The following is a 24,961-nucleotide window of genomic DNA, read 5'->3' on the forward strand; positions in this document are numbered from 1 at the left end:
GAAGGAGTCATGTATGAAAGCTTTATTTCGCATTTTTATGGCATGTGCTGCAATTGCGTTGATTGGCTTTATGTTTTTTAATACACCACGTGAAAACGAGCCGCTAAAAGGCCCGAATGCCAATTCAAATATCATTCCCAAAACCGAGTTAACGCAACCTGAAATGGGGGCAATGCCACGTCCGGAAAGCGGGATGTCGACATTAATCGGGAAAGAAATAAAGGCAGTTTCAGATAAATATGGTGAACCAGTGCGAAAGGAACCATCGTCCTTTGGCTATGATTGGTGGATCTACAATGCAAGTCCTTCCAAATTTTTTATGGTAGGCGTTGAAAATAATGTGGTGACACAAGTTTATCTAGCTGGTGAAGATTTAGATGCTTCTCCTTTTAAGGTTGGTCAGAAGCGTGATGATATATACCGAATGACTATCATTGATTACGAAGTAACTGCGAATGTTGGTAAAAATATTTTCTCTTTCTCGATGAGTGAAGAAGATATGCAGACACGGTTGCTTGTAAAATTCGATGGGCTGTTTGCACAACTCTATCTCGATAGAGAAACGAGTGAGCTACAAGGCATACGCTTTACTAATAGTAAAACTCTTGTTCTTCATCAACCTTATGAAATGACTTATCAAGGCGAGCTAGTTATACCAACACCACCTTCTTCCTTTTTACAGAAGGAAATTAATGAAGCAAGTGCTGCGCAACTTGACGATTTAATAAATGTAGCAAGAGTTCAACATGATTTATCTCCATTAAATATTGATGAATCAATAGAAGAAGTTGCAAATATGCATAGTGAAGATATGAAGGTTCAAAATTTCGTTGGTCATGAATCACCAACAAATGGAGATTTAAAAAAGAGATTAGAAACACAGGGTATCGAATATAGTGAGGCAAATGAAAATCTTGCGACTGATTATTTTGATGCTATCGAAGCAATGCATGGCTGGCTTAATTCATCTGAGCACCGAAAAATCATTTTAAATGATTTATATACTACAGTGGGATCTGGAGTCTTTTTAAACTATTATACGCAAATATTGTTAGAATCTTCTTCACAGGAGCTGGATAGTGAGAATAAAGACTCTGAGGAACCAGTAGAAAATATTGATGAATCATCACCTTGAAGAGAAACTTAACCTGTGGAGTTTTTCTTCACCTCACTGATTAGTAGTTTTCAATAATCAAGCGTTTACGGGACAGTGAATCTTGTTCCGCTTTCGGTACATCTAAAATGCTGGAATATATAGAAATCAAAGACTGAAAATACACTTGGCAAAATCAAGTGTATTTTCAGTCTTTTCAGTTAGACGAAAAAGAGAAGCACAATAACCAACTACAATTTTCGTCACACCATTATATACGCCGTCATATGCTAGAGAACCGAAAGGGGGAATGAAGCTTGCAATTAGCTGAGCTATTAAAAGACTGGCCGTGTAGTGTAACTGGAGGATCTATTCGTACAAATATTACAGGCGTTGAGGATTATGCTCAGGCAGTAAAACCTGGGGATATTTTCATTGTACGTAAAGGTAAGAAAACATCGGGAAGTCGTTTTGTAAAAGAAGCATTAGCTCGGGGAGCTGCCGCTATAGTATCAGAGGAAAGTATTTCAATACCTATTACTGATCAAAGTATTCCTTTTGTTTGGGTTCCGAATACATCCTTATTTTTATCGTATGCGAGTGCAAAGCTTTCAGCCTTTCCAGCGGAAGCATTAACAGTCATTGCGGTTACGGGTACGAATGGTAAAACAACAGTGAGTCATTTTGTGAGCCAATTGCTAAGAGCTCTACATAAAAACGTCGCGGTTATTGGAACTGTAGGATTTTTCATCAATGAACAGAAACAACAAACAGTGCATGAGCAATTAACTACATTACAGGCAAAAGAGTTGCATCCGATTTTAAAGCAATGTGTACGAAATGGTGTTACACATGTTGTTTTAGAAGCTTCGTCAATGGGGTTACAGCAACATAGGCTTGATCATTGTGATATCGATTGTGGTGTTTTTTTAAATTTAACGGAGGACCATTTAGAAGATCATGGAGGACTTGAAGCGTATAAGCGGGCGAAAAAAAGGTTGGCAGATTTGTCAAAAAAGCTTGTGCTAAATGGGGATGATAATTTTTGCCGTTCCGTTGGTATTTATGATAAGAAAAAATCCTGCTCATTCGGGTTTGATAATCATAATGATTTACATATCCAAATTGTTAGTGAATCAATTGGAAAAACGGTGCTTTGTTTACAAACGTCCTCGAGCGAACATATCGTGGAAATTCCTTTTAACGGAAAATATCATGTGCAAAATGCTGTAGCTGCGTTAATGACTTTATGGCGGCTAGGTTTTTCAATTGAAGATCTAGCGGAGCATATGTGGTTGTTAAGGCTACCAGAAGGAAGGCTTGAGAAAATAGACAATCCATTTGGGGTTGCCGTGTATGTAGATTATGCTCATACGGCCGAGGCATTACAGGCTGTTTTGCAAACTTTGGATCGTTCTAAAAACCTTTACCTTGTATTTAGCTGTGGGGGGAATCGAGATAAGTCGAAACGTTTTGCGATGGGAGCGGTAGCTAGTAAGTATGCGGATGTCATTTTTTTAACAACGGATAATCCACGTGATGAGGACCCTATTTTAATTAATGAAAGTATTATTGCTGGTTTTACTGAGCAGCAATATTATGAAATCTATTTAGATCGAAAAGTTGCTATTCATCAAGCGCTAGCAAAGGCAGAAAAAGGCGATATTGTACTTGTTGCCGGAAAAGGGCATGAACAAACCCAACAAATAAAAAATCAAAAATTCCCTTTTTCCGATCAACAATGTATTCGAGATTACTTTTTAAATCTTATGTCTAAGGACGGCGTTGAATAACAAAGAAAGATCCAGTCGCAATAGCAAGTCTTCGTCCAGTCTCATCCTCGATATCGCATTCCATCACAAGTGTCTGGCGCCCTTTATGGACGAAACGCCCACGAGCGATTAGTTCCTTGTTCGTTGTTGTAGCAATATAAGAGATATTCATATTTGTTGTGACAACATTAAAGCCTTCTGGCACTGAACGCGAAGCAAGTCCGCCCATTGCTGCATCTGCAATTGTTGCAATAATCCCACCGTGTGGTACCTTAATAGTATTATGGATAACAGGTGTAATGGGAATACGAACTTCACTAACTTCGGATTCAAATTTGCCTACCATATGTAAGGCAGCATTAATATAACGTCGATGAATACCTTGTTGTTTATCGCGAAGTCCAGACAATAAATGTAGTAAGACTTCCTCATCTTCAGGCGTGCTATGTTGTAAAATCTCTGCAAGTAATTGTTCTATTTGTTCTTTAGATGATGGTACCAATTTAAAAACTCCTCCATTGAAAAATATCAATAATGTAAAATTACCATAAAATCTGTTATGATGGAAAAGAGATTGGGGGAATTAAAAATGATGATGACCTCTGACTGGGCAATCATTTTGGATGAGGCCGATGCGCTTTGTGAGATGATTCTTTCCTCTGAGCCTGCGAAAGCGCTGCAACAAGCTTATGATGATGTGTATAGCGACGTCCAAATAGTGGAAGCTATTTACGCTTTCAATCGCATGAAAGAGCAGTACGAAGATGTACAACGTTTCGGAAAATATCATCCGGATTATCATACAATTATGAAATCGATTCGTCAGCAAAAGCGCGCACTCGATTTAAATGAAAAGGTTTCGGCATTGAAACTTGCTGAGAACGATTTTCAAGATTTGCTTGACCAAATAAGCTTACTTATAGGAAAAACTGTTTCTGAAGCGGTAAAAGTTCCTGTAAGTAATCCGTTCTTTGCATCAGGTTCTTCATGTGGTGGAGGATGTGGCTCAGGCGGTTCATGCTCATGCTCTGCTTAACACAAGGTAATGCTTTTTAATAGACTATATACAAAACTCGATTGAGTTTGTATATAGTTTTTTTATTACTATATTATGTTGTAGCGACAGCAACATACATCAGGATGAAATTGCTGAATAAAAATAAAAATTGTATAGTAATTGAATAGGTGATAGAGAAAGTAAAGGAGGATAAATGGATGAAGACTTATCGAATTGCCGTTATACCAGGAGATGGGATTGGTAAAGAGGTTGTACCTGCGGCGATAGAAGTGCTTAATAAAGCTGCTCAACTAGATGGCAGCTTTCAGTTTGAATGGCCAACATTCCCATGGGGGTGTGATTATTATTTAGAGACAGGTAAAATGATGCCTGATAATGGTATTGAAATTTTAAAAGGTTATGATCAAATCTTTTTAGGTGCTGTAGGTATGCCCGATTTAGTACCAGATCACATTTCATTATGGGGACTACTTATTAAAATCCGCCGTGAGATGAAACAATCTATTAATGTGCGTCCGGCAAAGCTACTTCAAGGTTTGCCTTCACCTTTACGTAACCCAAATGGCTTTGATTTTGTAGTTGTACGTGAAAACTCAGAAGGAGAGTATGCTGAGAGTGGTGGCAGAATACATAGTGGACAAGATGAAGTTGCTATCCAAAATGCTATTTTCACGAGGAAGGGAACAGAGCGGGCAATGCGATATGCATTTGAAATGGCGAAAACTCGACGCCAGCATGTTACAAGTGCCACAAAATCTAACGGAATTACGTATAGTATGCCTTTTTGGGATGAAGTATTTGCAGAAGTAGGTAAAGATTATGAGGACATAGGCCAAGTATCTAATCATATTGATGCTTTAGCTGCTTTTTTAGTGATGAAGCCAGAAAACTTTGATGTAATTGTTGCATCGAATTTATTTGGGGATATTTTAACCGACTTAGGTGGTGCAATTATGGGCAGCATCGGTATTGCGCCAGCTGCAAATTTAAATATAGAACGACAATATCCATCCATGTTTGAACCAGTTCATGGCTCAGCTCCTGATATTGCAGGACTAGGAATCGCAAATCCGCTTGGACAAATTTGGACAGGAAAAATGATGCTTGATTTCTTAGGGTATCATGAGGTTGGTACAAAAGTGCTGAATGCGATGGAAGCAACATTAGCGCAAGGTGTTAAAACAGGTGATTTGGGAGGAAAAGCAACATTACGTGATGTAACGGATGCGGTATTACATCATTTACAATAAAGTGAAATTTAAAAAGTCATGACCAAAAGTAGTGGGGGACATTTGTTAAAACGTATGCCATTCATCCTCATTCCGTAAAAACTCTTACTTTTGAGGGGGGATAAGTTGATCTCCGTTACGACTGGGCGGCTCCTCGGGGATTAGCAATAGAGGAACAAAGGCTAAAAGCATCACATCCTGTGATAACGCCTTCGTGACCAACATCCTGCTGCTGCCGCTACGCTAGCACTACGCTTTCGCGCAAAAAACATCTGTTGGCCCAAGCGGCTCATCGGACGCCCCCAGGAAGCTCTGCTCTGCGCGAAAGCGAATGTTTTATCTGTGCGAAAGCGAAACGACAGCAACAACGAATGTTTTCTGTGCGAAAGCGAGGCGACAGCAACAACAAATGTTTTATCTGTGCGAAAGCGAAGCGACAGCAACAAAGCGCCCAGTCGGAACGGAGATTAACCACACGTTATGGTAATGATAGAACTTTAAACAGTGGGGTTTTCATCAGTTCGACTGTTTATTGATCTTTGCTAAAACTTACTAAAAAATCTAAGGGGTGTAGGGTCACATGATCAAGTTTTTTCAGTATAACTGGCAAGTAAGAGACGAATGGTTCGAGTGGTGTAATCAGCTAAGTATAGAGGAATTATTGAAAAAGCGAAGTGGTGGAGTAGGTAGTATTCTATATACACTATTTCATATTATTGAAGTTGAATATAGCTGGATTCGCGGCATTATGGGAGAAAGAGACATAATATTCGATTTTGATGAATATAGAACGCTTGAAAAAGTAAAAAATCTCTCAATTGAATTACAAGAAGAAATTATTGAATTTTTGAAGCATAATGAAAATTTAAGCGATGAAATCGTAAAGGTTTCTTGGGATACAAATACTTATACAAAAAATGATATTTTACACCATACTATTGCACATGAAATTCATCATATAGGGCAGCTTTCTGTGTGGGCGAGACAATTAAATTTATCCCCGGTACCTGCTAATTTTATAAGAAGAAAATATTAAAAGGTAAGGGCTATAACAAGTAGCCCTTACCCATCAATGTGTTAACCTAATGGAACTTAAGCTCCATTCCATGGTTCTTATTTTTGTAGTAATTCCACAGCAATATCAGGTCGATCTGTAACAATACCTTTTGCACCATTGTGAATTAATTTATTCATTGTTGGAGCGTCATTGATCGTCCAATAATGAACAGGGATATTTAAATTGCTTAAAAACTGGATAAACTTCGGAGAATCTAAGTTAATTACTCCTGATTTAGGTGGTATTTGGAATACATCTACCTTTGGATGATATAAATGTCCGAACTGGCTTGAGAAAGAAGCGAATGCTTTACGAACATCTGATTCGCCTGCACCTAGTGCTACTTGATTTTGAGCATATAAATTAAAGCGATCGATCTGTTCGCCGTAGAAGCTTGTAACAACTACTCGATTCTCAGCACCAAGCTCTTCAATTAAACGCCATAGTTTAGATGGCATTAAACTTCCTTCATACGTATCTGGCGCATCTTTAATATCAATATTTACTAACACGTTTGGATAAGATTCTAGAAGTTCGCGTAAAGTTACAACGTCTATTTTTTCATCTCGATAAGGAAATTCCCCATCCAAATCTTCAAATTGATAACCGTGGTTTAATGCATTTATTTCTGCTAAAGTCATGTCTGCAACAAGTCCATAGCCATCTGTCGTACGATCAACAGTATCATCATGGAAAACGATAATTTCCTCATCTTTAGTTAAGCGAATATCTATTTCAAAGCCCTGAACACCTAACTGCATGGCTTTTTCAAAAGCAGGTATTGTATGCTCAGGTGCTAAATGAGCACCGCCACGATGTGCGAGAATAATTGGGTGATCAAATTGTAATGCTTGTTTACCTTCTCGTTGTTGAGGTTTAGAAATAGCTTTACTACCTGCCCAAGCCGCTGCACTTGCCGCTGCGATTGCAAGCGCAATCTTTGTTTTCTTACCCATATTCGTCCTCCTTAACAATTAAATTAATATAAATAGTACTGACAATTTCACTTTTAAATTTTCAGTGAGCAAACAAAAAATTATAACTTAAACTAGTGCTCTATTAACTTGCATAAGTGAATGTAAAAATCTTAGTCAACGTTGTATGCTTTTCCATTATAACGGAAAATCAAGCGTTCTGTCAGCTAAACTCTGTTGCTATCATTTTCCGGTCTATGGTATTCTTTTATGTAAGAAATGAGGGGAATACTATGAACGAACGCCAAGGACTAATCGTTTACGTCCATCAATTAAAACATGCGAAGTCTCTTCGAAAATATGGTCATGTTCTTTATATTTCTCGGAGGCAAAAATATGTAGTTCTTTATTGCGAGCGAGAGGAAATTGAATCAATGTCAACAAAACTACAACGCCTTCCATTTGTGAAAGACGTTGTAAAGTCTTATCGTCCATTTGTTAAAACTGAATTTGAAAATGCGAAACCAGATAAAGCGAAAGAATATGACTATAAAGCGGGTCTATAATACTATGTTAAAGCCGGTATATAGTGATGAAGTCTCATTATTCCGATTAAGTATTGATAAAATAGTTTTGATTCCGAAAATATAGAAGAGTGCTTTATTTCTACAACAACCGCTTTTCTATCTAGTCGTTTAATACTTTCTTCAAACATTTTTTGTCGCTGTGAAGGCTGCTCTTCATTATAAGGGATGCCTTCTCGACAAATATAAATCGGCATGAATTTACTTTCACCGACTGGTTTTAAAGCGATTGCTAAAGAAGCAAACTTTTTTTGTTCTTTAGTGGATGTTAGTATAAAAGCTTGGTGGAAGCGATCTTGATTGGTTTTTACTATTTCAAGTAGCTCATAAACATCACCATAGCCTTCACCTAATTCTATAAATTGTTGTGGCATAAAAATTGCACATCCTTTCCAATACACATAGTATCATGCTGCGGGAGGTCAAGCACATGAAATTTGCAATGAGTTTTTTTTCCATTCTAGCACTAATCATTACCGGAACATTATTTTTTCAGTACCATGCCTATTCATCTGATTTAGAAGCAGGCAATGGCGAATTCCGTTATTCACAGGAGATAGAAATTGTCTATCGAGAAAATAGCTTGGATATTCGTCAACATTTTAAAAACTTACCAAACCAAAATGTGAAAATAAAGTGGCCGGAAAATGCAGTGAACCCTAGTTGCTTTATCGATAACGAAAAAAGCTGTGAGCGTTTATCAGAAGAAGTCTCTTATTTTAAAAAAGGAGAGACTAAATCACAATCTGTTTCATACATAATTCCGATTGAGGGTGGCTTAAAAGATAAAATGCTCATCCAAAATGCTTTTGCCACATTAACGAATGGTGAAGCATCTTATTCCGTAGTACATATTTCAACCGATAGTAAAATTGTTGGTCAGTGGATCACGGGATTGCCTTTAGTAGGTCAGCAAAAGCTATCACTTGTTAACTATACAATGTTTAGTGGAGATGGTACAGTTCGTGATATTTATTGGCAAACAGGTAATTTAAAAGCACAAGAGCAAAATTCTGTGTTATCTATTTATGCACGAGGAACTATTTCGAAGGATCTCTTGAAGTCACTGGAAAACATTAAGTTTTTGAATGATCAACACATTGCTATTATTCAAGAAAAAAATCCGGTGAAAGTTCATGATGACCGACTTTTATTTATGCCTGAGCTAACTGAACAAGCAGTTGCACAGGAAGTTATACTGTCACAAATAAAGTCACAATATAAGTTTAAAGATTCACCAACATGGTTGCCAGAAGTTGTGGCATCCTATTTAGTGAAGGATACGATTGGTTCCGATAAAGCAAAGAAAATTGTGAAGACGTTAAAAGAATATATGACAGCAGATCAAGAGTCAGCATGGCAAGAATCTTTGGATAAGCTTGGGGAAGAACCGATTTCTCCTGCATTAATGGACGATCTTTTATCAAAGGTATTAAATGCAAAAACGTCTTATTTTAAGTTGAATGCAGCCCAAGTAAACGGGACATATCCTCTTTTATTTGAGGATGATCGAAATGTTTACGTGAATGATGTTTTGAGAAAAGATGTTCATGTGATTCTTTCTGAAGGACAAGTATTGTATACTGCTGATACATTGTTACCGTATCTAGGATATACGGTTGGTGAAGGGAAAAATGGATATTATATCAATAGTGATAATCGCACCTTCCGATTTCCGAAAGAGCCTGGATTTTATGTATTTAATCAACGTAGATATTCTACAATTTCAGAACCAATTATACAAATTGCCAATCATTATTATGTTGAAGAAGCTTGGCTACAGCGATTATTTTTAGTAGAATTACAAAAAAGTGATGGTCGTATTAATATTAAGATGTTAACACAAGAGGAAGAATAAATTTTTGCAGCGGAGGTTCGTCTTTCGCTGCAAAAATACTTTTAACTTCTTTAAAGTGGGTGCCAAACACTCGCTGAATCGAAAGCGAAGCGACAGCAACAATAAGTAATAACAATTACGCCAAGGTGAAATTGTTATATGGAATAAGAAAGTACGGTGATTTGCCTATGAGAGTTGTAGCAGGAGAACGTAAAGGAATGCCGTTAAAGGCGATTGTAGGGAACACGACGAGACCTACAACTGATAAAGTTAAGGAATCCATCTTTAATATTATTGGTCCATTCTTTGATGGAGGTATAGCGCTTGATTTATTTGCAGGGAGCGGTGGCTTAGGGATCGAATCTTTAAGTAGAGGAGTTGAGCACGCCGTTTTTATTGAAAAGGATGCAAAGGCGTTCCAAGTGCTACAGGAAAATATAAAGAAATGTCGTTACGAGGATTGTTCTGAGCTATTTCGTATAGATGCGAAGCGTGCTGTGAAAGCGCTATTAAAACGTGATATTTCGTTTAAATTAGCATTTTTAGACCCTCCATATCACCACAAAGAATATTATGACTTAGTGCAGATTCTTGTCGACAATGATAAAATCCAACCTGATGGCGTAATTTTATGTGAGCATGCAAAAGAAGTAGAATTACCACAGAGGTTTGGTGATTTTGTATTAAAAAGACAAGAAATATATGGCGGAACGATTATATCCGTTTATCTTCATTCGTAGGGTATCCCAATACCTGCTGAATAGAGGAACTCGGGCTAAGAACTTCATCCTGTGAAAACGCAAGAGTGGCCACGTCATGCAGCCAAGGTGAAATGGATCGTTATGCAAAAGAAAGAGGGGAATAGATTGTCAGAGAAAATTGCTGTAGTTCCTGGGAGTTTTGATCCGGTGACATATGGTCACTTAGATATTATTAAACGAGCGGCAGATGTATTTGACACAGTTTATGTTGCTGTATTAAATAATTCATCCAAGCAGCCATTATTTTCAGTAGAAGAGCGTATGGCATTAATGGCTGAAGTGACTAAAACATTGCCTAATGTACGTATTGAAAGTTCATCTGGACTATTAATAGACTATGCCAAGGAAAAAAAAGCAAAAGCGATTGTCCGTGGTTTACGAGCTGTTTCGGATTTTGAATACGAAATGCAAATTACTTCGATGAACCGTTTTCTTGATAAAAACATTGAAACGTTTTTCATCATGACAAAAAATCAATATTCATTCTTGAGCTCAAGCATTGTCAAAGAGGTTGCGAAATACGGTAGTGATGTAACCGAGCTTGTTCCTGCTTGTGTTGTAGAAGCTTTGAAAGAAAAGTATGGTTTTAATAAATAAAAGAAACAAAGAGGATGTCTTATTTTTAAGACATCCTTATTTTAGTTTGAGGAGCAATTTGTTTCCTACGTATAATGTTGAACCATGCAGATGATTATTTATTTTAAGAAAAAAAGAGCATAAATAGTAGGTACAATGATTATGCTAAGTAGGCGGAATTTTATATAGGGTCGAACAGACAGCTTGGCTGATTTTGCAATGACGAAAATTTGTAAGTGAATGCTTATACTTTGCATGGTCAACAACATAACAACAAGTAATGGCAAATACGAAAGATTTGGAAAAGCTGAGACGGTCATTTTAAGACCGTTTGTAACTTCAAGAATTGCGGCTATGGAAAGCTCCGCTGCATAGGGAAGTTTAGGTAGCAGTGAATCTAAGCCTTGTTGGACAATCGTCTGGATGGTAGTGAAAAAAATTATCGTCGTTCCAACTAATAGTATTGTCGGGGCTGTTTCTTTTATGCTTTCAGAGAATGGTGCTGTATTCAAAGCTGTATTGTGTATTGAGATGCTAGGAGGATCTGTTTTACGAAATAAAAAGTAACCAGTTAGTAAGCAGCAAATATTAAAACTATGTAGTAAACATAAAAACAACCATCCGAACGTATTACTGTGTAGTAAATCAAGGCTTACAAAGCCTAGCACAAAAAGAGGGCTTGGTGCATGACATACGGCTAATAAAAAATTTGCTTCTTTAGCGTGTAATTGCCCACTGTTTTTTAAGTAAACAATGGTTGTTGCTCCAGACGGATATCCTCCAAGTGCACTAATAATGTAGGCTTGTACGTATAAAGAAGCTCTTTTTGTTTTTGTGCGCATAGGAGCCGTTAAACGGAGAAGCCATTGCGTTAAAATAAGATAAGGTAATAAATACGGGAATAGAGCATCCATAAAAAGGTTTAAACCTAAATCAGTACCTGTATGAGCTGTTTGTGGGAATAACAAGAGTAATAGAATAAGAACTATGCAAATCGCTATTTGAATTGTCGCGTACATGTTATCATCTCGTTTCAACTTTTTGTCATTCACATAGGCAAATGCTAAAATCAATATATGTAAAAAAGGCAAAAAAATGAACGTAAGGTTTTGCAAGCGTCCTAGGAGGTTTTTTCTTATGAAGAAAAAAATTAGTATTTATGCAATGTTATTAGTCGTGATTTGTTTTTTAATGTTATACCGATTAGACGCTTATATTATGAAGCCTGGAAGTGCTTATGATGTCAGTGAATTTGTTAACGTTGAAAATAGCCACACGAATGATAAAGGTTCCATGAGTTTAATGACGGTGGCTATGCAGCAAGCTACGCCTTTTTCGTATCTTTGGGCAAAAACTCAAAAATACCAAAAATTAATGGATATTACCCAAGTTCGAAATCCGTTAGAGGATGAAGAAGAATATAATGTTCGACAGCTTAAATTAATGACTGATTCTCAATTTAATGCAAAATATGTAGCTTTTCAAAGAGCTGGCCTTCAAACAAAAATTCTTTTTAACGGTGTTTTTGTATTAAATGTCCTTGAGGGCGGTGCTTCGGAAAATTTATTAAAAGCTGGTGATGAGATTATTGAAGTTGATGGACAAAAAATTAGAAATCAACAAATGCTTGTAGATCTTTTAAAGCCGAAGCAGCTTGGAGAGAAAGTGACAATTCAATTTATACGTAATAAAAAAGAACAAGAGGTAACGATAACATTAAAGGAAATCCCTAGATCAGAAGAAACAAGGGCTGGTTTAGGTATTACTTATGCTGAAAGTAAATCTATTGAAACAAATCCAAATGTGTCTATGAAAACTGAGGATATTGGAGGTCCTTCTGCTGGACTAATGTTTACTTTAGAAATTTTAGACCAACTTCTCGAAGAAGATTTAACGAAGGGCTATGCTATAGCTGGGACAGGGGAGATGCTGGTTGACGGCACTGTTGGAAGAATTGGTGGGATAGACTATAAAGTCATTGCTGCTGATCGTGATGGTATGGATATCTTTTTCGCGCCAGATGATGAAATTACTCCAGAAATGAAAGCCAAATATCCTGAACTAGAATCTAATTATGCAACAGCAGTAAAGGTAGCAAAAGAAATAAAAACAAAAATGAAAATAGTTCCGGTTAAAACTGTGGATGATGCAATCGAATATTTAAAACAGTTACAGCCGAAATAAGAAACAAAAAAGGTGCTAGAAGAATCTCTGGCATCTTTTTATTGTGTTGAAAATCTTTGTAAATAAAAGTAAACCGCTGCACGTAGATAAAATATTTTACTTTCGTACAGAAAATATTTATTTATGGCTCTTCACCAAAGCGAGTAGCCAGGAATGGAAATCACCCTCATTTAAAGCGGTGCGACATTCCTGAACAATTTTTTTAACAACATAAAAAGATGCTAGAGGAATTTCTGGCATCTTTTTATTGTGATCTCGTATTACTTAAAAACGAATGGGTGGTGTTTGATAATCTTTAGGTAAACTTTCCCCTTTTGATCTTTGCTCTATACTTAAATTGTATACCTCTGCTGCATGGATATCTACAGCGAGCATAGCATCATCTATAGCTGCAACACGACTGATTAAAGGTAAAGGTATGTCTTTTTTATGCATGCCCAAATACGCTTGTCCCTGCTTACTCATACCAAGTAAACGTATACTAGAAGGCGCATCAAAGCTTTGCAATTGTTCCTTTGTAAATCCAGTATAAATATGCGTGAGCATACGTTGAAGTCGTGTCCAAGTATAGCGTTTAGATTTAATTTTCTCCATAAAGCTACCGAAAGAATGACTCGTTTTCGCTGCTTTAATAAGTGCATTCTCAATGCCTTCTGTTACCTCGGCATAGCGCGTCAGTTCACTAGGTGTGTGCCGAATAAGTGTAAACTGTAATAATGGCCAAAAAGTTTCCCAACTTGCAAATTCACCATATTTTTCTTGCCAATCCGCTAAATGAACGAATGATGCTTTAGGTAGAAACTCTTGCACATTTTGTAGAGCGCTTGTTGTTGCTAGTGCCTTGCGTATTCCTGTGGCGCTAGCAATGGATGCACCTTCTTGTATAGCGTCATGATAACCTGCAACGATGCGAGGGATCGTTAAAGGTTTAATGTTACTACCTAAAGTTTTGGCAGCCTCAATGTAGTGAAAACCGAGTATATTGTTCGGTTGACCTAAATCAATGTATGCAGCAGGGAACTTTTGAGAAAGCTGTTCATAGGCGTAATGTAGACTTTTAGGATAGCTTGCACCCGTTTTAAGGCTTTCTTTAATAAGAGCGTTATATTCAGTGCGGTGATTATTAATGAGCTGAAACGTATTCATAAAGGGTTGTATGGAGCCATCTTCGCTTCCGAAAGCAAAAGAATCGCAACCAATTCCAGAAAGTAAGGAAATGGCTCCTTTTGCGAAATCAGTTGCAGGTGCGGTACTATATACGTAAGGTAGTTCAATGACAATATCGACACCACCTGCGAGAGCCATTTTTGTGCGTGTCCATTTATCGACCATGGCTGGTTCACCACGTTGCAAAAAATCCCCGCTCATGACAGCGATGACAATATCCGCCTGTGCTACTTTCTTCGCCTGTTCCAAATGATAGGCATGTCCATTGTGAAAAGGATTGTATTCAACAACTATTCCAACTGCTTGCAAATGTAAGCCCCCTTTATCTATATCATTTGCTTCTCGTTCTAAGGAGCATTTTTGCTTATAAAGAACGGTTTGGAGCAAATACACATTTAATAATATATAATTATAGGTGGGTTTTATTGTGGTGACAAGAAATTATCTTGACATCTATTTTTACACATTATATAATCAACAGTGTTGTCTCGAGGTGATTAAACGAATGAAATGGTCAATTCATCAATTATCTAAATACCGCCAAAACGGGATGCCAATCGATGCCTATGTCCAGTTGGACGAGGTGATGGAGCGAAACCAGGATATTCGAGCAATTTCGCCCGTTCATGTAAAAGGGCTATGTACTTTCGGTGCATCGCAAATGACATGTCAGCTAACAGTGACAGCGACGTTAACACTTCCATGTGCACGCACGTGGGAAGATGTTGAGTTTCCTATCGAAGTTGATACAGTTGAAATTTTCAGCTGGGTTGACGAAGAAAATCGTGGGGAAGATGGCGGAGATATTCACTACATAGTTGGTGAAGTAATCGACATGAAGCCGGTTCTTGAGGAGTTAGTGCTTCTTGAAGTACCTATGCAAGTGTTCAAGGAGAATACCGAAGGGCAAGTGCATAGTGGTAAAAACTGGTCTTACGCAACAGATGAAGACGTTCAGCTACACAAAAAAGCTGACGAAAAAAAAGTGGATCCAAGACTGGCTGATTTAGCTAAGTATTTTGATCAAACAGACGAATAGACGATCTGTAAGGAGGTGCCATCAATGGCTGTACCATTTAGAAGAACTTCTAAAACTGCAAAAAGAAAGCGTCGTACGCATTTCAAACTATCTGTACCTGGTATGGTAGCTTGCCCAAACTGTGGTGAAGCAAAATTATCACACCGTGTTTGCAAAGCTTGCGGACAATACAAAGGTAAAGAAGTAGTAAGCAAATAATTCAGTGTTTGCTCACGTCAAAGGCTAGTAAAGAGACCATGGCTCTTTACTAGCCTTTTTGTTGACTAGAAAAGACGGAATCTTTCGGCAATAATGAAAAGATATATAGTACTATAATAATTGTATGATACAATTTATCCATCGGGACAAAGGGGGAAATGGTATGGCATATATAATTGATAACAAAGATGGTATTATGACGTTTACGATTAATCGGGAAGAAAAAAGGAATGCGGTTAATGATGAGGTTATGGATGGGCTTCAAGAAGTTATTACATATATTCGACATCATGATGATGTCCGTTTTTTAGTCGTGACGGGTGCGGGAGATAAATCATTTTGCTCAGGGGGCGATTTATCTGAATTTCATTCGCTTGAAACGGAGGATGAGGCGTTCGGGATGTTGAGTAAGATGGGCAAAATATTATACGACCTTGCGACTTTGCCTGTGCCGACGATTGCGTTAATTAATGGAACAGCGGTTGGTGGAGGTTGTGAGATTGCAACAGCTTGCGATTTTCGTCTAGTGGCAAGTCATGCGAAATGTGGTTTTATACAGGGGACATTAGCAATTACGAGCGGCTGGGGAGGCGGTACATACTTATTCGAACGTGGATTACGCCATGACCGTGCAATGAAGATGCTAGTCGATGCGAAGCCTTATCCAGCAGAATTACTATATGAAATTGGTTGGGCAATGCGCGTTTTCGAGGGTTCGAAAGAAGAGGCGTTGAATGATTTTATCGAACATATGCGTAAAATTCACCCTTCTGTTCATAAGGCTTATAAAGAAATTGAGCTTCGAAAGTGGCGTGAGCGTAATATGTATGAACGTGTTATGGAGGAAGTTCGTACATGTGCGAAATTGTGGGAAAGCGAAGCTCACCACGAGGCAGTTGCTAATTTCCTAGCAAAGAAAAACAATAAATAATGTATAACAGCAGTGATTATAATAAAACATAATCATTGTCTTTTTTATTTCGATGATTCTATTTTGCTCGCCCATGCATATAGTAGTAAAAAATGCGAGGGTGATAGATTATGGAATTGAAAAAAAGAAAAGATCAATGGACAAAGGAAGACGATGAAAGATTAGCAGAAATCGTGTTGCATAATGTGCAAAATGGCAAAACACAGCTAGAGGCTTTTGAAATGGCTGCTAATGAACTAGGTCGTACAAAACAGGCATGTGGTTTCCGTTGGAATAAAACATTACGTAGTCAATATAGTCAGTCGCTACTAGCTGTGCGAAATCAGCCGCAACAATCTATGCGAAGTCATTTGAAATTGGCATTAACAAGTTTCGATGAATTAACAGAGGCCTATCAAAGTCTCGAAATAAGACACCGTGAATTACAAAATGATCATGAAAAACTAGTGAAATGGTTACAGCAAGGATATTCTTTAATGAAAGATTAAAATAAGGAAGCAGATGAGGGTTACAAGTGCGGTAGAGTAAGTTACTTAGAAAGAATATAAGTTAGATTAAAACATAATGCTGCGCTAAGTGAATTTATAGGTAATAATTTATCTGTACCGAATGCGAAGCGCCAGGTACAAATCACACACCTTGAAATGTAACGAAAGTTATGAAGTTAGGTGTGAGAGTAACTGCCTGTAAAAGTCCGATTGGTGAAGGCTAATGATTAGTGGGAAAAACCCGCTGATTAAAGTTTCGCTTTATATATTGTCGTAAACACTTAGCCAATCTTGTATAATAAAAGAACCTGCATGGGAGGTGCCTTAGGAATCATTCTAAGGCACCTCCTTCTGTAGAGTGGGGTAAAATGGATTGTATAATGATGGATGGTAGTGTCTGCCAAACATTCGCTGAAATAAGGTGAAGCATCGGTGGATGTCACGGAATCGAAATGGAGTTATTAGGGGATGTTAGTATCGCATCCATGCGAAACGGCTGACTGACCTGCATCGGTAAAAACGCCACATCCTGTGGCATTACCTAAATGACCGATATCGTGTTGGCTCTCAAGTAGGCCTGAGCGCAAAGTCGATTTCGGACGCAATTATGCTGAGAGAGGGCGTTCTCTTATGTTTGATCGTTCGTTGTAAATGTAGGAGGTGTGATGTATTGTGGGTGTAACGATTATTGGTGCCGGGGCAGTAGGGCAATTAACGGCAAGTTTTATAGCTGAGTCTGGTATATCTGTAACGTTGGTTGCGAGAAGGCAGGAACAGGTAGATGAACTTCATGCAAAGTATTTAACACGAGTGAATGTTGATGGAACGAAAACTGTACAAAAAGTTGCTTCAACTACGAAATTAGAGGAACTACCGCGACAAGATTTAATTGTAATTGCTGTTAAATACGGTCAATTACAAGAGCTATACAAACAATTATCTGCATTACCGAGTACGGTACCGTTGTTGTTTATGCAAAATGGATTGGCGCACTTTAACGAGGCACTACGTTTGCCGCAAAAGAATATTGCTTTTTGTTCTGTAACATTTGGTGCTCAATTGATCAATCAGACAACTGTGCAACATAGAGGTGTAGGTGCTTGTAAAATTGCAATAGAGCGAGGGGATAGTAATGCGTTTGCCGATTTGTTACAGCTAAGAAATTCCTTATATCCAGTTGAACTAGTTGCTAATGCGGAACAAATGTTATTTGAGAAAGCTGTATTCAACTGCTTAATTAATCCATTAACGGCTATACTGCAACTGAAGAATGGAGAGTTAGTTACGAATAAGCAAGCGTTTCTATTAATGCAAACTCTTTATCGAGAATTTACGGGAGCTTTTGAAGGCATAGAACAAACTATACCTTTTTTCAAGGTGATAGACTTATGTGAACAAACAGCAAGTAATACATCCTCTATGCTAGCGGATCGGGTGCAAGGAAGGAAAAGCGAAATTGACACGATTGCAGGAGTAATACTAGAAAAAGCTCTAGCGAATGGTCACGATTTGCCAACTTTACGTACTTTATATCACCAAGTACTTGCGATAGAGGAGAGCGGTGAAAGACGTTGAAAGATTTTTTACATATTATGATAAGTGTCATTATTTTTTGTCCATTCCTCCTTTTTATGATTGTCTATTTATTTGGTCGAAAGGTTAAAATTCGAGGCACTCATGCTTTTGGAGTAGCATCGGACGTGACAACATTGTGTTTGTATTTTTCAGTACCGCTAGCAATTAGTGTGCTGTGGAATGTCGATGTTAGCGCACTATTAGTTACATTGACGGTAGTGATGGCAATAATTTTTACATATATTGATTGGCGAACAAAAAAGGAAATTGAAGTAAAACCGCTACTTAGGAAAATTTGGCGCTTTCAATTTTTAGTACTAAGTACGGCGTATATTGTTATTTGTTTAGTAGGTGTTATACGATCTGTTATAGAATATTTACAGGCAGTCTAAGCATTTTCTTTTCATGTTGAAGCCATAAGCGTTAAAATAATAGCATTATAAATTGTTTTTTTAAGTAATAACTCTAGATGTGCAAAAATGAAGTGAAATTCCAAAGTACTTAAACGTTTGAGGTTTGTTGAAAATTGTACCTTAACTTTTTTCTGGGAGTTTATTTTATTTTGCTTATTAAAGAGTAAGAAGATGATTTAGGTAGAGGAGTTTGTGTTAAATGAAACTGGAGTCAATCCAAGTACCCATAAAAAATCGTTTGCTAGCAGATTATTGGTCACCGAATACTGCCATCCATGAGTTTTTTGAATACGAATATAACGATAAATCTTTTGAGAAACGTGCGCAATATCTAGATCAGCAGGCGTATGATCAAAAAGAATTAACAGCCATCATACGTCAATTTATGGAGCCTCTTGGTATTTCGAAGAAAGCGAATGAACATTTGCAACAACTAGAGCAAGGAGCTGTTACGGTTGTTGGTGGGCAACAAGCAGGTATCTTAACAGGCCCTCTTTACTCGGTGCATAAGGCGATTTCGGTTATAGCATTAGCGAAAGAGCAAAGTGTAAAGCTACAGCGACCAGTTGTTCCTGTTTTTTGGATAGCTGGAGAAGATCATGATTTAGAGGAAATTAACCATACGTATACAGTGCATGGTGTAGATATTAAAAAACGTGCATACAGTGAACGCTCAAGACGTAAAACAATGGCTTCTGAAACAAGAATAAACAAAGAATCCATGACACAATTAATAAATACTATTGTGAAGGATATGGGTGAAACAGAATTCACTGAAATGCTTATTAAACAATTAGTAGATACTCTAAATAAGAGTGAAACGTTTACGGACTTCTTTGCGCAACTTATGAACCACTTGTTTAAAGATGAAGGTTTATTGATGATAGATGCAGCGGACTTTAAATTCCGTCAATATGAGAGTGGGAATTTTACCCGTATCATTCATAAAAATGAAGAAATTGCTAGAGTGGTAACGGAGAGGGAAGCGGAGCTTGAACGTGCAGGTTATGGCCAGCCTATTTTGGCAACAAACGAAGCGGCCAATTTATTTTATGTAGAAGATGAAGAGCGTCTTCTTTTAGAAAGAAAAAATCAGCATTTTGTCAATCTAGCTGCAAATATCAAACTATCTCGTGAAGAAGTTTTAAAAATTGCTGAAGAACACCCTGAGCAGTTAAGTAATAACGTTGTGACGCGTCCGTTAATGCAGGAAATGACATTGCCTGTGCTAGCATTTGTTGGTGGACCAGGGGAGCTTGCCTACTGGGCGACATTGAAGGATGCATTTTCTGTATTAGGCTTACAAATGCCGATTTTTGCTCCACGCCTTCATATTACACTTGTTACACGTCACGTAGAACAACTTTTACGTGAATATCGTTTAACTGTTGCTGAAGTTTGGGATGGTAAAGTATTGCAACTTAAAGAGCAGTATATTGCTGACGTACAGGACACTGAAGCGAAGCGTCAAATTCAAACGATGCAACGAGACCTTTTAGAAAAATATGATGCACTTCAACTTTATTTAGAAGAACAACAGCTATTATTAGATAAAATACTTGAGAAAAATAAAGAGAATCACCTAAAGCAATTTGAGTATTTACAGCAAAAGGTTGAACAAACTGTTCTTAACAAGCATGAAACGACGATCCGAAAATTTATGACGTTACAAAATGAGCTGTATCCAAATGAGGGATTCCAGGAAAGAACTTATAGTCCGTATCAATATTTTAATGAGTTTGGACCTATGTTAATTACTGAAATGTTGAAACAAAATTATAGCGTTGGCAATCACCACTATATAATTTATTTATAATCCAATATTTGTATCTATATACCTAATTAACAATTTGATACAATGTGAATTTGATGGATAATGTCGATATAAATAGTAAATAGAGAGCTATCCTACTAAGGGTAGCTCTTTTTTTGAGTCATTTAGCATAGTTTCAATAATTTGTTAAAGGCCTAATCACACATTAATTGTTAAAATGTCAAGTTTTTTTTAAAAAAAGTGGAGGAAAGTGGGGGGATGTGGTACATTATTTAATAAAGTGGGGTGAATAGCATGTTCATGGGAGAATATCAACACTCTGTTGATGCAAAAGGACGATTAATCGTGCCCGCAAAATTTCGTGAAGCCTTAGGTGAAACGTTTGTTGTAACACGCGGACTTGATAATTGTTTATTTGGCTATCCTATGGATGAATGGCGAAAACTCGAAGAAAAATTAAAGGGCTTACCGATGACCAAAAAAGATACACGTGCATTTGCAAGGTTTTTCTTTTCTGGAGCAACGGAAGTAGAGATAGACAAGCAGGGGCGCATTAACATTCCTTCAACTCTAATGCAGCATGCACATCTTGTGAAAGAATGTGTCGTGTTAGGAGTTTCGAATCGGATTGAAGTATGGGCGAAAGATGCTTGGGAGACTTACTTTAGTGAGTCGGAGCAATCCTTTAATGAAATTGCAGAAAATATGATTGGCTTTGATTTTTAACTTTTTTAGACACTTAAGTGTCAGCTAGATGAAGTTAAGGCCTGAAGGGAGCGAGTGGTATGTTCGATCATACAACCGTGTTATTAAGAGAAACAGTTGATGGGTTGAACATCGATCCTGATGGTGTGTATGTGGACTGTACGTTAGGTGGAGCAGGACACAGTGAATATTTAGTACAACAATTATCTGAAAAAGGTCGTTTAATTTGCTTTGATCAAGATATGACAGCTATTAACAATGCAAAAATTCGATTGGCGCCATATATTGAACGTGTGACATTTGTTCATTCGAATTTCCGCTATTTAAAAGAAGAGCTATTGGCGATTGGTATTGAGCAAGTTGATGGTGTTTTATATGATTTAGGCGTATCTTCGCCACAGCTTGATACACCAGAACGAGGCTTTAGTTATCACCACGATGCACCTTTAGATATGCGCATGGATCAAACGGCATCCCTTACAGCATTTCACGTCGTAAATGAATGGGCATATGAAGATTTAGTACGTATATTTTTCCGTTATGGGGAAGAGAAATTTTCAAAACAAGTTGCTCGTAAAATCGAAGAGGCACGTAAGGCAGCACCGATTGAATCAACTGGCCAACTTGTAGAACTTATTAAAGAGGGTATTCCAGCAGCGGCACGCCGTAAAGGTGGACATCCAGCGAAGCGCATATTCCAGGCAATACGAATTGCTGTTAACGATGAGCTAGGCGCAGCAGAGGATTCATTAGTCGATGCGATTGATATGATAAACGTAGGTGGACGCATTAGTGTCATTACGTTCCATTCATTGGAGGACCGCCTATGCAAGACTATTTTTAAGGAAGCGTCATCATTACCGGAATTACCACCGAATTTACCAGTAATTCCTGATAACATGAAGCCAACTTTAAAGCTTATCTCGAGAAAGCCGATCGTTCCTTCTGATGAAGAACTAGCTGTAAACAATCGCGCCCGCTCAGCAAAGCTTAGAGTGGTAGAGAAAATTAACGACAAAGGGAGTGAGTAAATGGCAGCAGTTCGTGTAAGGCAGCACCAGCAACAGCAAGTGCAACAACCAATAACACCCCCTAGCCCACAACCCACTATCAAACGTCGTAAAAAATCGAACCAGAAGTTTGAAAAAACAATGCTAATTGCTTTAGTTAGCATTATCGCTGTAATGTCAGTACTAGTGTTAAATAAGCAAGCAGCCATTCAGACAACCAGCATGGACATTCAAAAAATCGAAACTGAAGCAGAAGAGATTACTAAACAGAATGTTGACTTGACAGTTCATGTAAGTGAGCTGTCTACATTCGACAACATATGGAACAAAGCTAAAGAACTCGGTTTAACTCAAAATGAGAAAAATGTAAAGGTAGTGCCGGGAGAATGAAAAAAAAGAGATTTCGATTCCAATGGGGAGCCTTTCTATTATTTATTTTTTATGGAGGGCTCTTTTTTCTATTGTTCACGAGAATGGTGACGTTACAAGCGACAGGTGAAGTGAAAGGTCAAGAGCTTGCGGCAAAGGCAGCTGCAAAATATAGCAAAGAAAGTGTAATAACAGCAAATCGGGGAAAAATTTTTGATGCAAAAGGACAAATTATTGCGGAGGATACACTTAGTTATCGACTAATCGCAATTGTCAATAAAGAGGCCACGACGAATTCAAAAAAACCTCGACATGTAGTAGATCCAGATAAAACTGCAAAAATATTAGCAGAATATATCCCTATGGACGAAAAAAAAATCTATCAACAGCTTACTAGAGTAAAAGATGATGGCGAAAAGCCTTATCAAGTTGAATTTGGCGGTGCGGGACGTGGATTAAGTCATGAGACGATGAGTAAAATTAAAGAAGAAAATTTACCAGGGATTTTATTTGTAAATGATTTAAAACGTTATTATCCAAATGGTATCTTTGCCTCACACTTAATTGGTTTCGCACTAAAAGAGGAAAATAAGGATGGTACGCTTACAACAAAAGGGAAAATGGGTTTGGAGCTTACCTACAACAAAGAACTAACTGGAAAAGACGGTAAGGTAGAATATGAGACAGATGCTTTCAGTTATTTATTACCGAATAGTGAAAAAATGGTGACGCCTGCCGAAAATGGTGATGACATTTATTTAACACTTGATAAAACAATTCAAAGCTTTTTAGAGGAAAAGATGACAGAGGTTGAAAAGGAATATAACCCTGAAGCGATGACAGCTATTATTGCGCGTCCAAAAACCGGGGAAATCTTAGCGATGTCACAGCGACCTACGTTTAATCCTGATACACGTGAAGGCGATAATATGAAGTGGCTGAACGAGGCTATTGAAGAGACTATAGAACCAGGCTCGACGATGAAAACGTTCACACTCGCTTCTGCTATTGATACAGGGGCTTGGGATCCAAATGCTTACTATCCATCAGGTCAATACAGAGTCCATGATCGTGTAATTAAAGACTACAATAAAGTTGGTTGGGGGTATATTACTTATTTACAAGGCTTCCAACGTTCATCCAATACTGCAATGGCACACTTATTAAAGCTAATTGGTGAGGAAGAATTTTTTGAATATTTAGATCGATTTGGTTTTGGTAAAAAAACAGGTATTGATTTACCGAATGAAGCATCAGGAAAACTTTTATCGAATTACCCAGTGGAACGAGTGACAACAACGTTCGGTCAAGGTTCTACGGTAACGCCGATTCAATTAATTCAAGCATTGACAGCGATTGCGAATGACGGGAAAATGATGCAACCGTATGTGATTGATCGTATTGTTGACCCTTCGACAGGAAAAACGATTAAAAAGCATGAGCCGGTTGTAAAGGGAAAACCAGTTTCAGCCGACACAGCGAAACAAGTAAAAGAAATCCTTGCCTCTACGTTAACAGCTGAGAAAGGTTCGGCGACGGATTTTGTTCTTGATGAATATGAAGTTGCAGGGAAAACAGGTACTGCCCAAATTCCTTTAGGAAATGGTAGGTATTCATGGGGATCAAATGAATTTCTATATTCTTTCTTAGGGATGGCTCCTGTAGATGACCCTCAGCTCATTATGTATGTCTCCATAAAAAGGCCAAAGTTAAAAGGTGAAGCTGGTTCTATACCAGTTTCGAAAGTATTTAATCCTGTTATGTTAAATAGTTTAAAGTATTTAAATGTTAACCCGGAAGATGTAAAGCAAGTTGATGATACTAAGATACAAGATTACACAGGTCAAAGTGCTGAAGCTATACAAGTAGAGCTTCAGAATGATGGTCTGCAGCCAATTATTGTTGGTGGTGGCGGTAAAATTATTGACCAATATCCTAAAGGTCCACAGAAACTTGTGAAAGGTAATTTTGTGTTTTTAAAGACAGCAGGCGATGTAGTACTTCCGGACTTCACTAACTGGTCGTTGCGTAATGTACTTGCTTTTAAGGCATTGGCAGAGTTAGAACTTGAAGTCGTTGGGGAGGGCTTTGTAGCTAGTCAGAGCATTTCGGCAGGTACTGTAATTTCAGATCGTTCACCGATTGTCGTGAAGCTGAAAACGCCAGCTGAAAGCTTTATCAAAGATGTAGAGGCCCCAACTGAGGGTGAAACGGAATAAAGACTGAATAGAAGCCCACTTTATTTCATACGTTGTAAAAAACAAGGT

General features: G+C 37.8%; 26 protein-coding genes. 21 read left to right on the top strand and 5 right to left on the bottom strand.

Annotation, left to right across the window (positions count from 1 at the left end):
* Positions 1–13: 13 nt before the first annotated feature.
* Positions 14–1,135, top strand: a complete 1,122-nt coding sequence (locus tag B1B04_RS02435) for a CAP domain-containing protein (RefSeq protein ID WP_079559743.1) — start codon at positions 14–16, stop codon at positions 1,133–1,135.
* A gap of 275 nt (positions 1,136–1,410) precedes the next feature.
* The gene (locus B1B04_RS02440; RefSeq protein WP_079559744.1) at positions 1,411–2,886 is read left to right on the top strand and encodes a UDP-N-acetylmuramoyl-L-alanyl-D-glutamate--2,6-diaminopimelate ligase; all 1,476 of its coding nucleotides are present in this window, start codon (positions 1,411–1,413) and stop codon (positions 2,884–2,886) included.
* Here the strand turns inward: B1B04_RS02440 and B1B04_RS02445 are convergent.
* Positions 2,867–3,367, bottom strand: coding sequence for a PaaI family thioesterase (locus B1B04_RS02445; RefSeq protein ID WP_079559745.1), 501 nt, complete (start codon positions 3,365–3,367; stop codon positions 2,867–2,869). The two genes, B1B04_RS02440 and B1B04_RS02445, sit on opposite strands and share 20 nt — an antisense overlap.
* An 87-nt stretch (positions 3,368–3,454) precedes the next feature.
* Here B1B04_RS02445 and B1B04_RS02450 point away from each other — a divergent pair, with 87 nt between their 5' ends.
* The 3 genes from B1B04_RS02450 to B1B04_RS02460 all read left to right on the top strand — a co-directional run bounded on the left by B1B04_RS02450 (position 3,455) and on the right by B1B04_RS02460 (position 6,148).
* Positions 3,455–3,901: a YlbF/YmcA family competence regulator gene (locus B1B04_RS02450; protein WP_079559746.1), complete on the top strand. Its 447-nt coding sequence runs from the start codon at positions 3,455–3,457 to the stop codon at positions 3,899–3,901.
* Positions 3,902–4,080: 179 nt separating this feature from the next.
* A complete protein-coding gene (locus B1B04_RS02455; RefSeq protein ID WP_079559747.1) occupies positions 4,081–5,133 on the top strand; it encodes a tartrate dehydrogenase in 1,053 nt (350 codons plus the stop codon).
* A 559-nt stretch (positions 5,134–5,692) separates the two neighbouring features.
* Complete coding sequence (locus B1B04_RS02460; protein ID WP_079559748.1) at positions 5,693–6,148, top strand: DinB family protein; 456 nt, start codon at positions 5,693–5,695, stop codon at positions 6,146–6,148.
* A 77-nt stretch (positions 6,149–6,225) separates the two neighbouring features.
* On the opposite strand, the gene B1B04_RS02465 is transcribed toward B1B04_RS02460, so the two are convergent.
* Positions 6,226–7,125: a glycerophosphodiester phosphodiesterase family protein gene (locus B1B04_RS02465; protein ID WP_079559749.1), complete on the bottom strand. Its 900-nt coding sequence runs from the start codon at positions 7,123–7,125 to the stop codon at positions 6,226–6,228.
* 251 nt (positions 7,126–7,376) lie between these two features.
* On the opposite strand from B1B04_RS02465, the gene B1B04_RS02470 reads away from it, so the two are divergent.
* On the top strand, positions 7,377–7,649 hold the full coding sequence (locus B1B04_RS02470; protein WP_079559750.1) for a YlbG family protein: 273 nt from the start codon (positions 7,377–7,379) through the stop codon (positions 7,647–7,649).
* 2 nt (positions 7,650–7,651) lie between these two features.
* Here the strand turns inward: B1B04_RS02470 and B1B04_RS02475 are convergent, their stop codons facing one another.
* Complete coding sequence (locus B1B04_RS02475) at positions 7,652–8,041, bottom strand: DUF7147 family protein (protein WP_079559751.1); 390 nt, start codon at positions 8,039–8,041, stop codon at positions 7,652–7,654.
* 56 nt (positions 8,042–8,097) lie between these two features.
* Here B1B04_RS02475 and B1B04_RS02480 point away from each other — a divergent pair, with 56 nt between their 5' ends.
* The 3 genes from B1B04_RS02480 (at position 8,098) to coaD (ending at position 10,862) form a co-directional block, all read left to right on the top strand.
* Positions 8,098–9,525, top strand: coding sequence for an RNA polymerase II (locus B1B04_RS02480; protein ID WP_079559752.1), 1,428 nt, complete (start codon positions 8,098–8,100; stop codon positions 9,523–9,525).
* Positions 9,526–9,692: 167 nt separating this feature from the next.
* Entirely contained in the window at positions 9,693–10,244 is a 552-nt protein-coding gene (gene rsmD / locus B1B04_RS02485; RefSeq protein ID WP_079559753.1) for a 16S rRNA (guanine(966)-N(2))-methyltransferase RsmD, read from the top strand.
* Positions 10,245–10,346: 102 nt separating this feature from the next.
* Positions 10,347–10,862, top strand: a complete 516-nt coding sequence (gene coaD, locus B1B04_RS02490; protein ID WP_170938874.1) for a pantetheine-phosphate adenylyltransferase — start codon at positions 10,347–10,349, stop codon at positions 10,860–10,862.
* Positions 10,863–10,960: 98 nt separating this feature from the next.
* Here coaD and B1B04_RS02495 read toward each other — a convergent pair whose 3' ends face one another.
* Complete coding sequence (locus B1B04_RS02495; RefSeq protein WP_240518167.1) at positions 10,961–11,860, bottom strand: hypothetical protein; 900 nt, start codon at positions 11,858–11,860, stop codon at positions 10,961–10,963.
* A 118-nt stretch (positions 11,861–11,978) separates the two neighbouring features.
* Between B1B04_RS02495 and B1B04_RS02500 the strand changes: the two genes are divergently transcribed.
* Positions 11,979–13,025, top strand: a complete 1,047-nt coding sequence (locus tag B1B04_RS02500) for a SepM family pheromone-processing serine protease (protein ID WP_079559755.1) — start codon at positions 11,979–11,981, stop codon at positions 13,023–13,025.
* A gap of 264 nt (positions 13,026–13,289) precedes the next feature.
* Here B1B04_RS02500 and B1B04_RS02505 read toward each other — a convergent pair whose 3' ends face one another.
* Positions 13,290–14,501, bottom strand: a complete 1,212-nt coding sequence (locus B1B04_RS02505; RefSeq protein ID WP_079559756.1) for a nucleotidyltransferase — start codon at positions 14,499–14,501, stop codon at positions 13,290–13,292.
* A gap of 196 nt (positions 14,502–14,697) precedes the next feature.
* Here B1B04_RS02505 and B1B04_RS02510 point away from each other — a divergent pair, with 196 nt between their 5' ends.
* The 11 genes from B1B04_RS02510 (at position 14,698) to B1B04_RS02560 (ending at position 24,913) form a co-directional block, all read left to right on the top strand.
* Positions 14,698–15,231 (top strand): YceD family protein, encoded by a 534-nt coding sequence (locus B1B04_RS02510; protein WP_079559757.1) that lies wholly within the window; start codon positions 14,698–14,700, stop codon positions 15,229–15,231.
* Between the two features lie 24 nt (positions 15,232–15,255).
* Positions 15,256–15,429 carry a 50S ribosomal protein L32 gene (rpmF, locus tag B1B04_RS02515; protein WP_010858320.1) on the top strand — a complete coding sequence of 58 codons (174 nt, stop codon included), beginning with the start codon at positions 15,256–15,258 and terminating at the stop codon, positions 15,427–15,429.
* 163 nt (positions 15,430–15,592) lie between these two features.
* Positions 15,593–16,360, top strand: a complete 768-nt coding sequence (locus B1B04_RS02520; RefSeq protein WP_079559758.1) for an enoyl-CoA hydratase/isomerase family protein — start codon at positions 15,593–15,595, stop codon at positions 16,358–16,360.
* A 110-nt stretch (positions 16,361–16,470) separates the two neighbouring features.
* Positions 16,471–16,848, top strand: a complete 378-nt coding sequence (locus tag B1B04_RS02525) for a transcriptional regulator (protein ID WP_079559759.1) — start codon at positions 16,471–16,473, stop codon at positions 16,846–16,848.
* Between the two features lie 672 nt (positions 16,849–17,520).
* Positions 17,521–18,423, top strand: coding sequence for a ketopantoate reductase family protein (locus B1B04_RS02530; protein ID WP_079559760.1), 903 nt, complete (start codon positions 17,521–17,523; stop codon positions 18,421–18,423).
* Positions 18,420–18,815, top strand: a complete 396-nt coding sequence (locus B1B04_RS02535; protein WP_079559761.1) for a DUF3397 domain-containing protein — start codon at positions 18,420–18,422, stop codon at positions 18,813–18,815. Before B1B04_RS02530 ends, B1B04_RS02535 begins: the two co-directional genes overlap by 4 nt.
* Positions 18,816–19,035: 220 nt before the next feature.
* Entirely contained in the window at positions 19,036–20,652 is a 1,617-nt protein-coding gene (gene bshC / locus B1B04_RS02540) for a bacillithiol biosynthesis cysteine-adding enzyme BshC (protein WP_079559762.1), read from the top strand.
* A 252-nt stretch (positions 20,653–20,904) separates the two neighbouring features.
* Positions 20,905–21,336 carry a division/cell wall cluster transcriptional repressor MraZ gene (mraZ, locus tag B1B04_RS02545; RefSeq protein ID WP_079559763.1) on the top strand — a complete coding sequence of 144 codons (432 nt, stop codon included), beginning with the start codon at positions 20,905–20,907 and terminating at the stop codon, positions 21,334–21,336.
* 59 nt (positions 21,337–21,395) lie between these two features.
* A complete protein-coding gene (gene rsmH, locus B1B04_RS02550; RefSeq protein WP_079559764.1) occupies positions 21,396–22,346 on the top strand; it encodes a 16S rRNA (cytosine(1402)-N(4))-methyltransferase RsmH in 951 nt (316 codons plus the stop codon).
* The gene (gene ftsL2, locus B1B04_RS02555) at positions 22,347–22,715 is read left to right on the top strand and encodes a cell division protein FtsL (protein ID WP_079559765.1); all 369 of its coding nucleotides are present in this window, start codon (positions 22,347–22,349) and stop codon (positions 22,713–22,715) included.
* Positions 22,712–24,913 (top strand): penicillin-binding transpeptidase domain-containing protein, encoded by a 2,202-nt coding sequence (locus tag B1B04_RS02560; RefSeq protein WP_079559766.1) that lies wholly within the window; start codon positions 22,712–22,714, stop codon positions 24,911–24,913. The genes ftsL2 and B1B04_RS02560 overlap by 4 nt, the downstream gene beginning before the upstream one ends.
* Positions 24,914–24,961: the final 48 nt, after the last annotated feature.

Source organism: Lysinibacillus sp. KCTC 33748, assembly GCF_002237755.1.
In the GTDB taxonomy this organism is placed as follows: domain Bacteria; phylum Bacillota; class Bacilli; order Bacillales_A; family Planococcaceae; genus Lysinibacillus.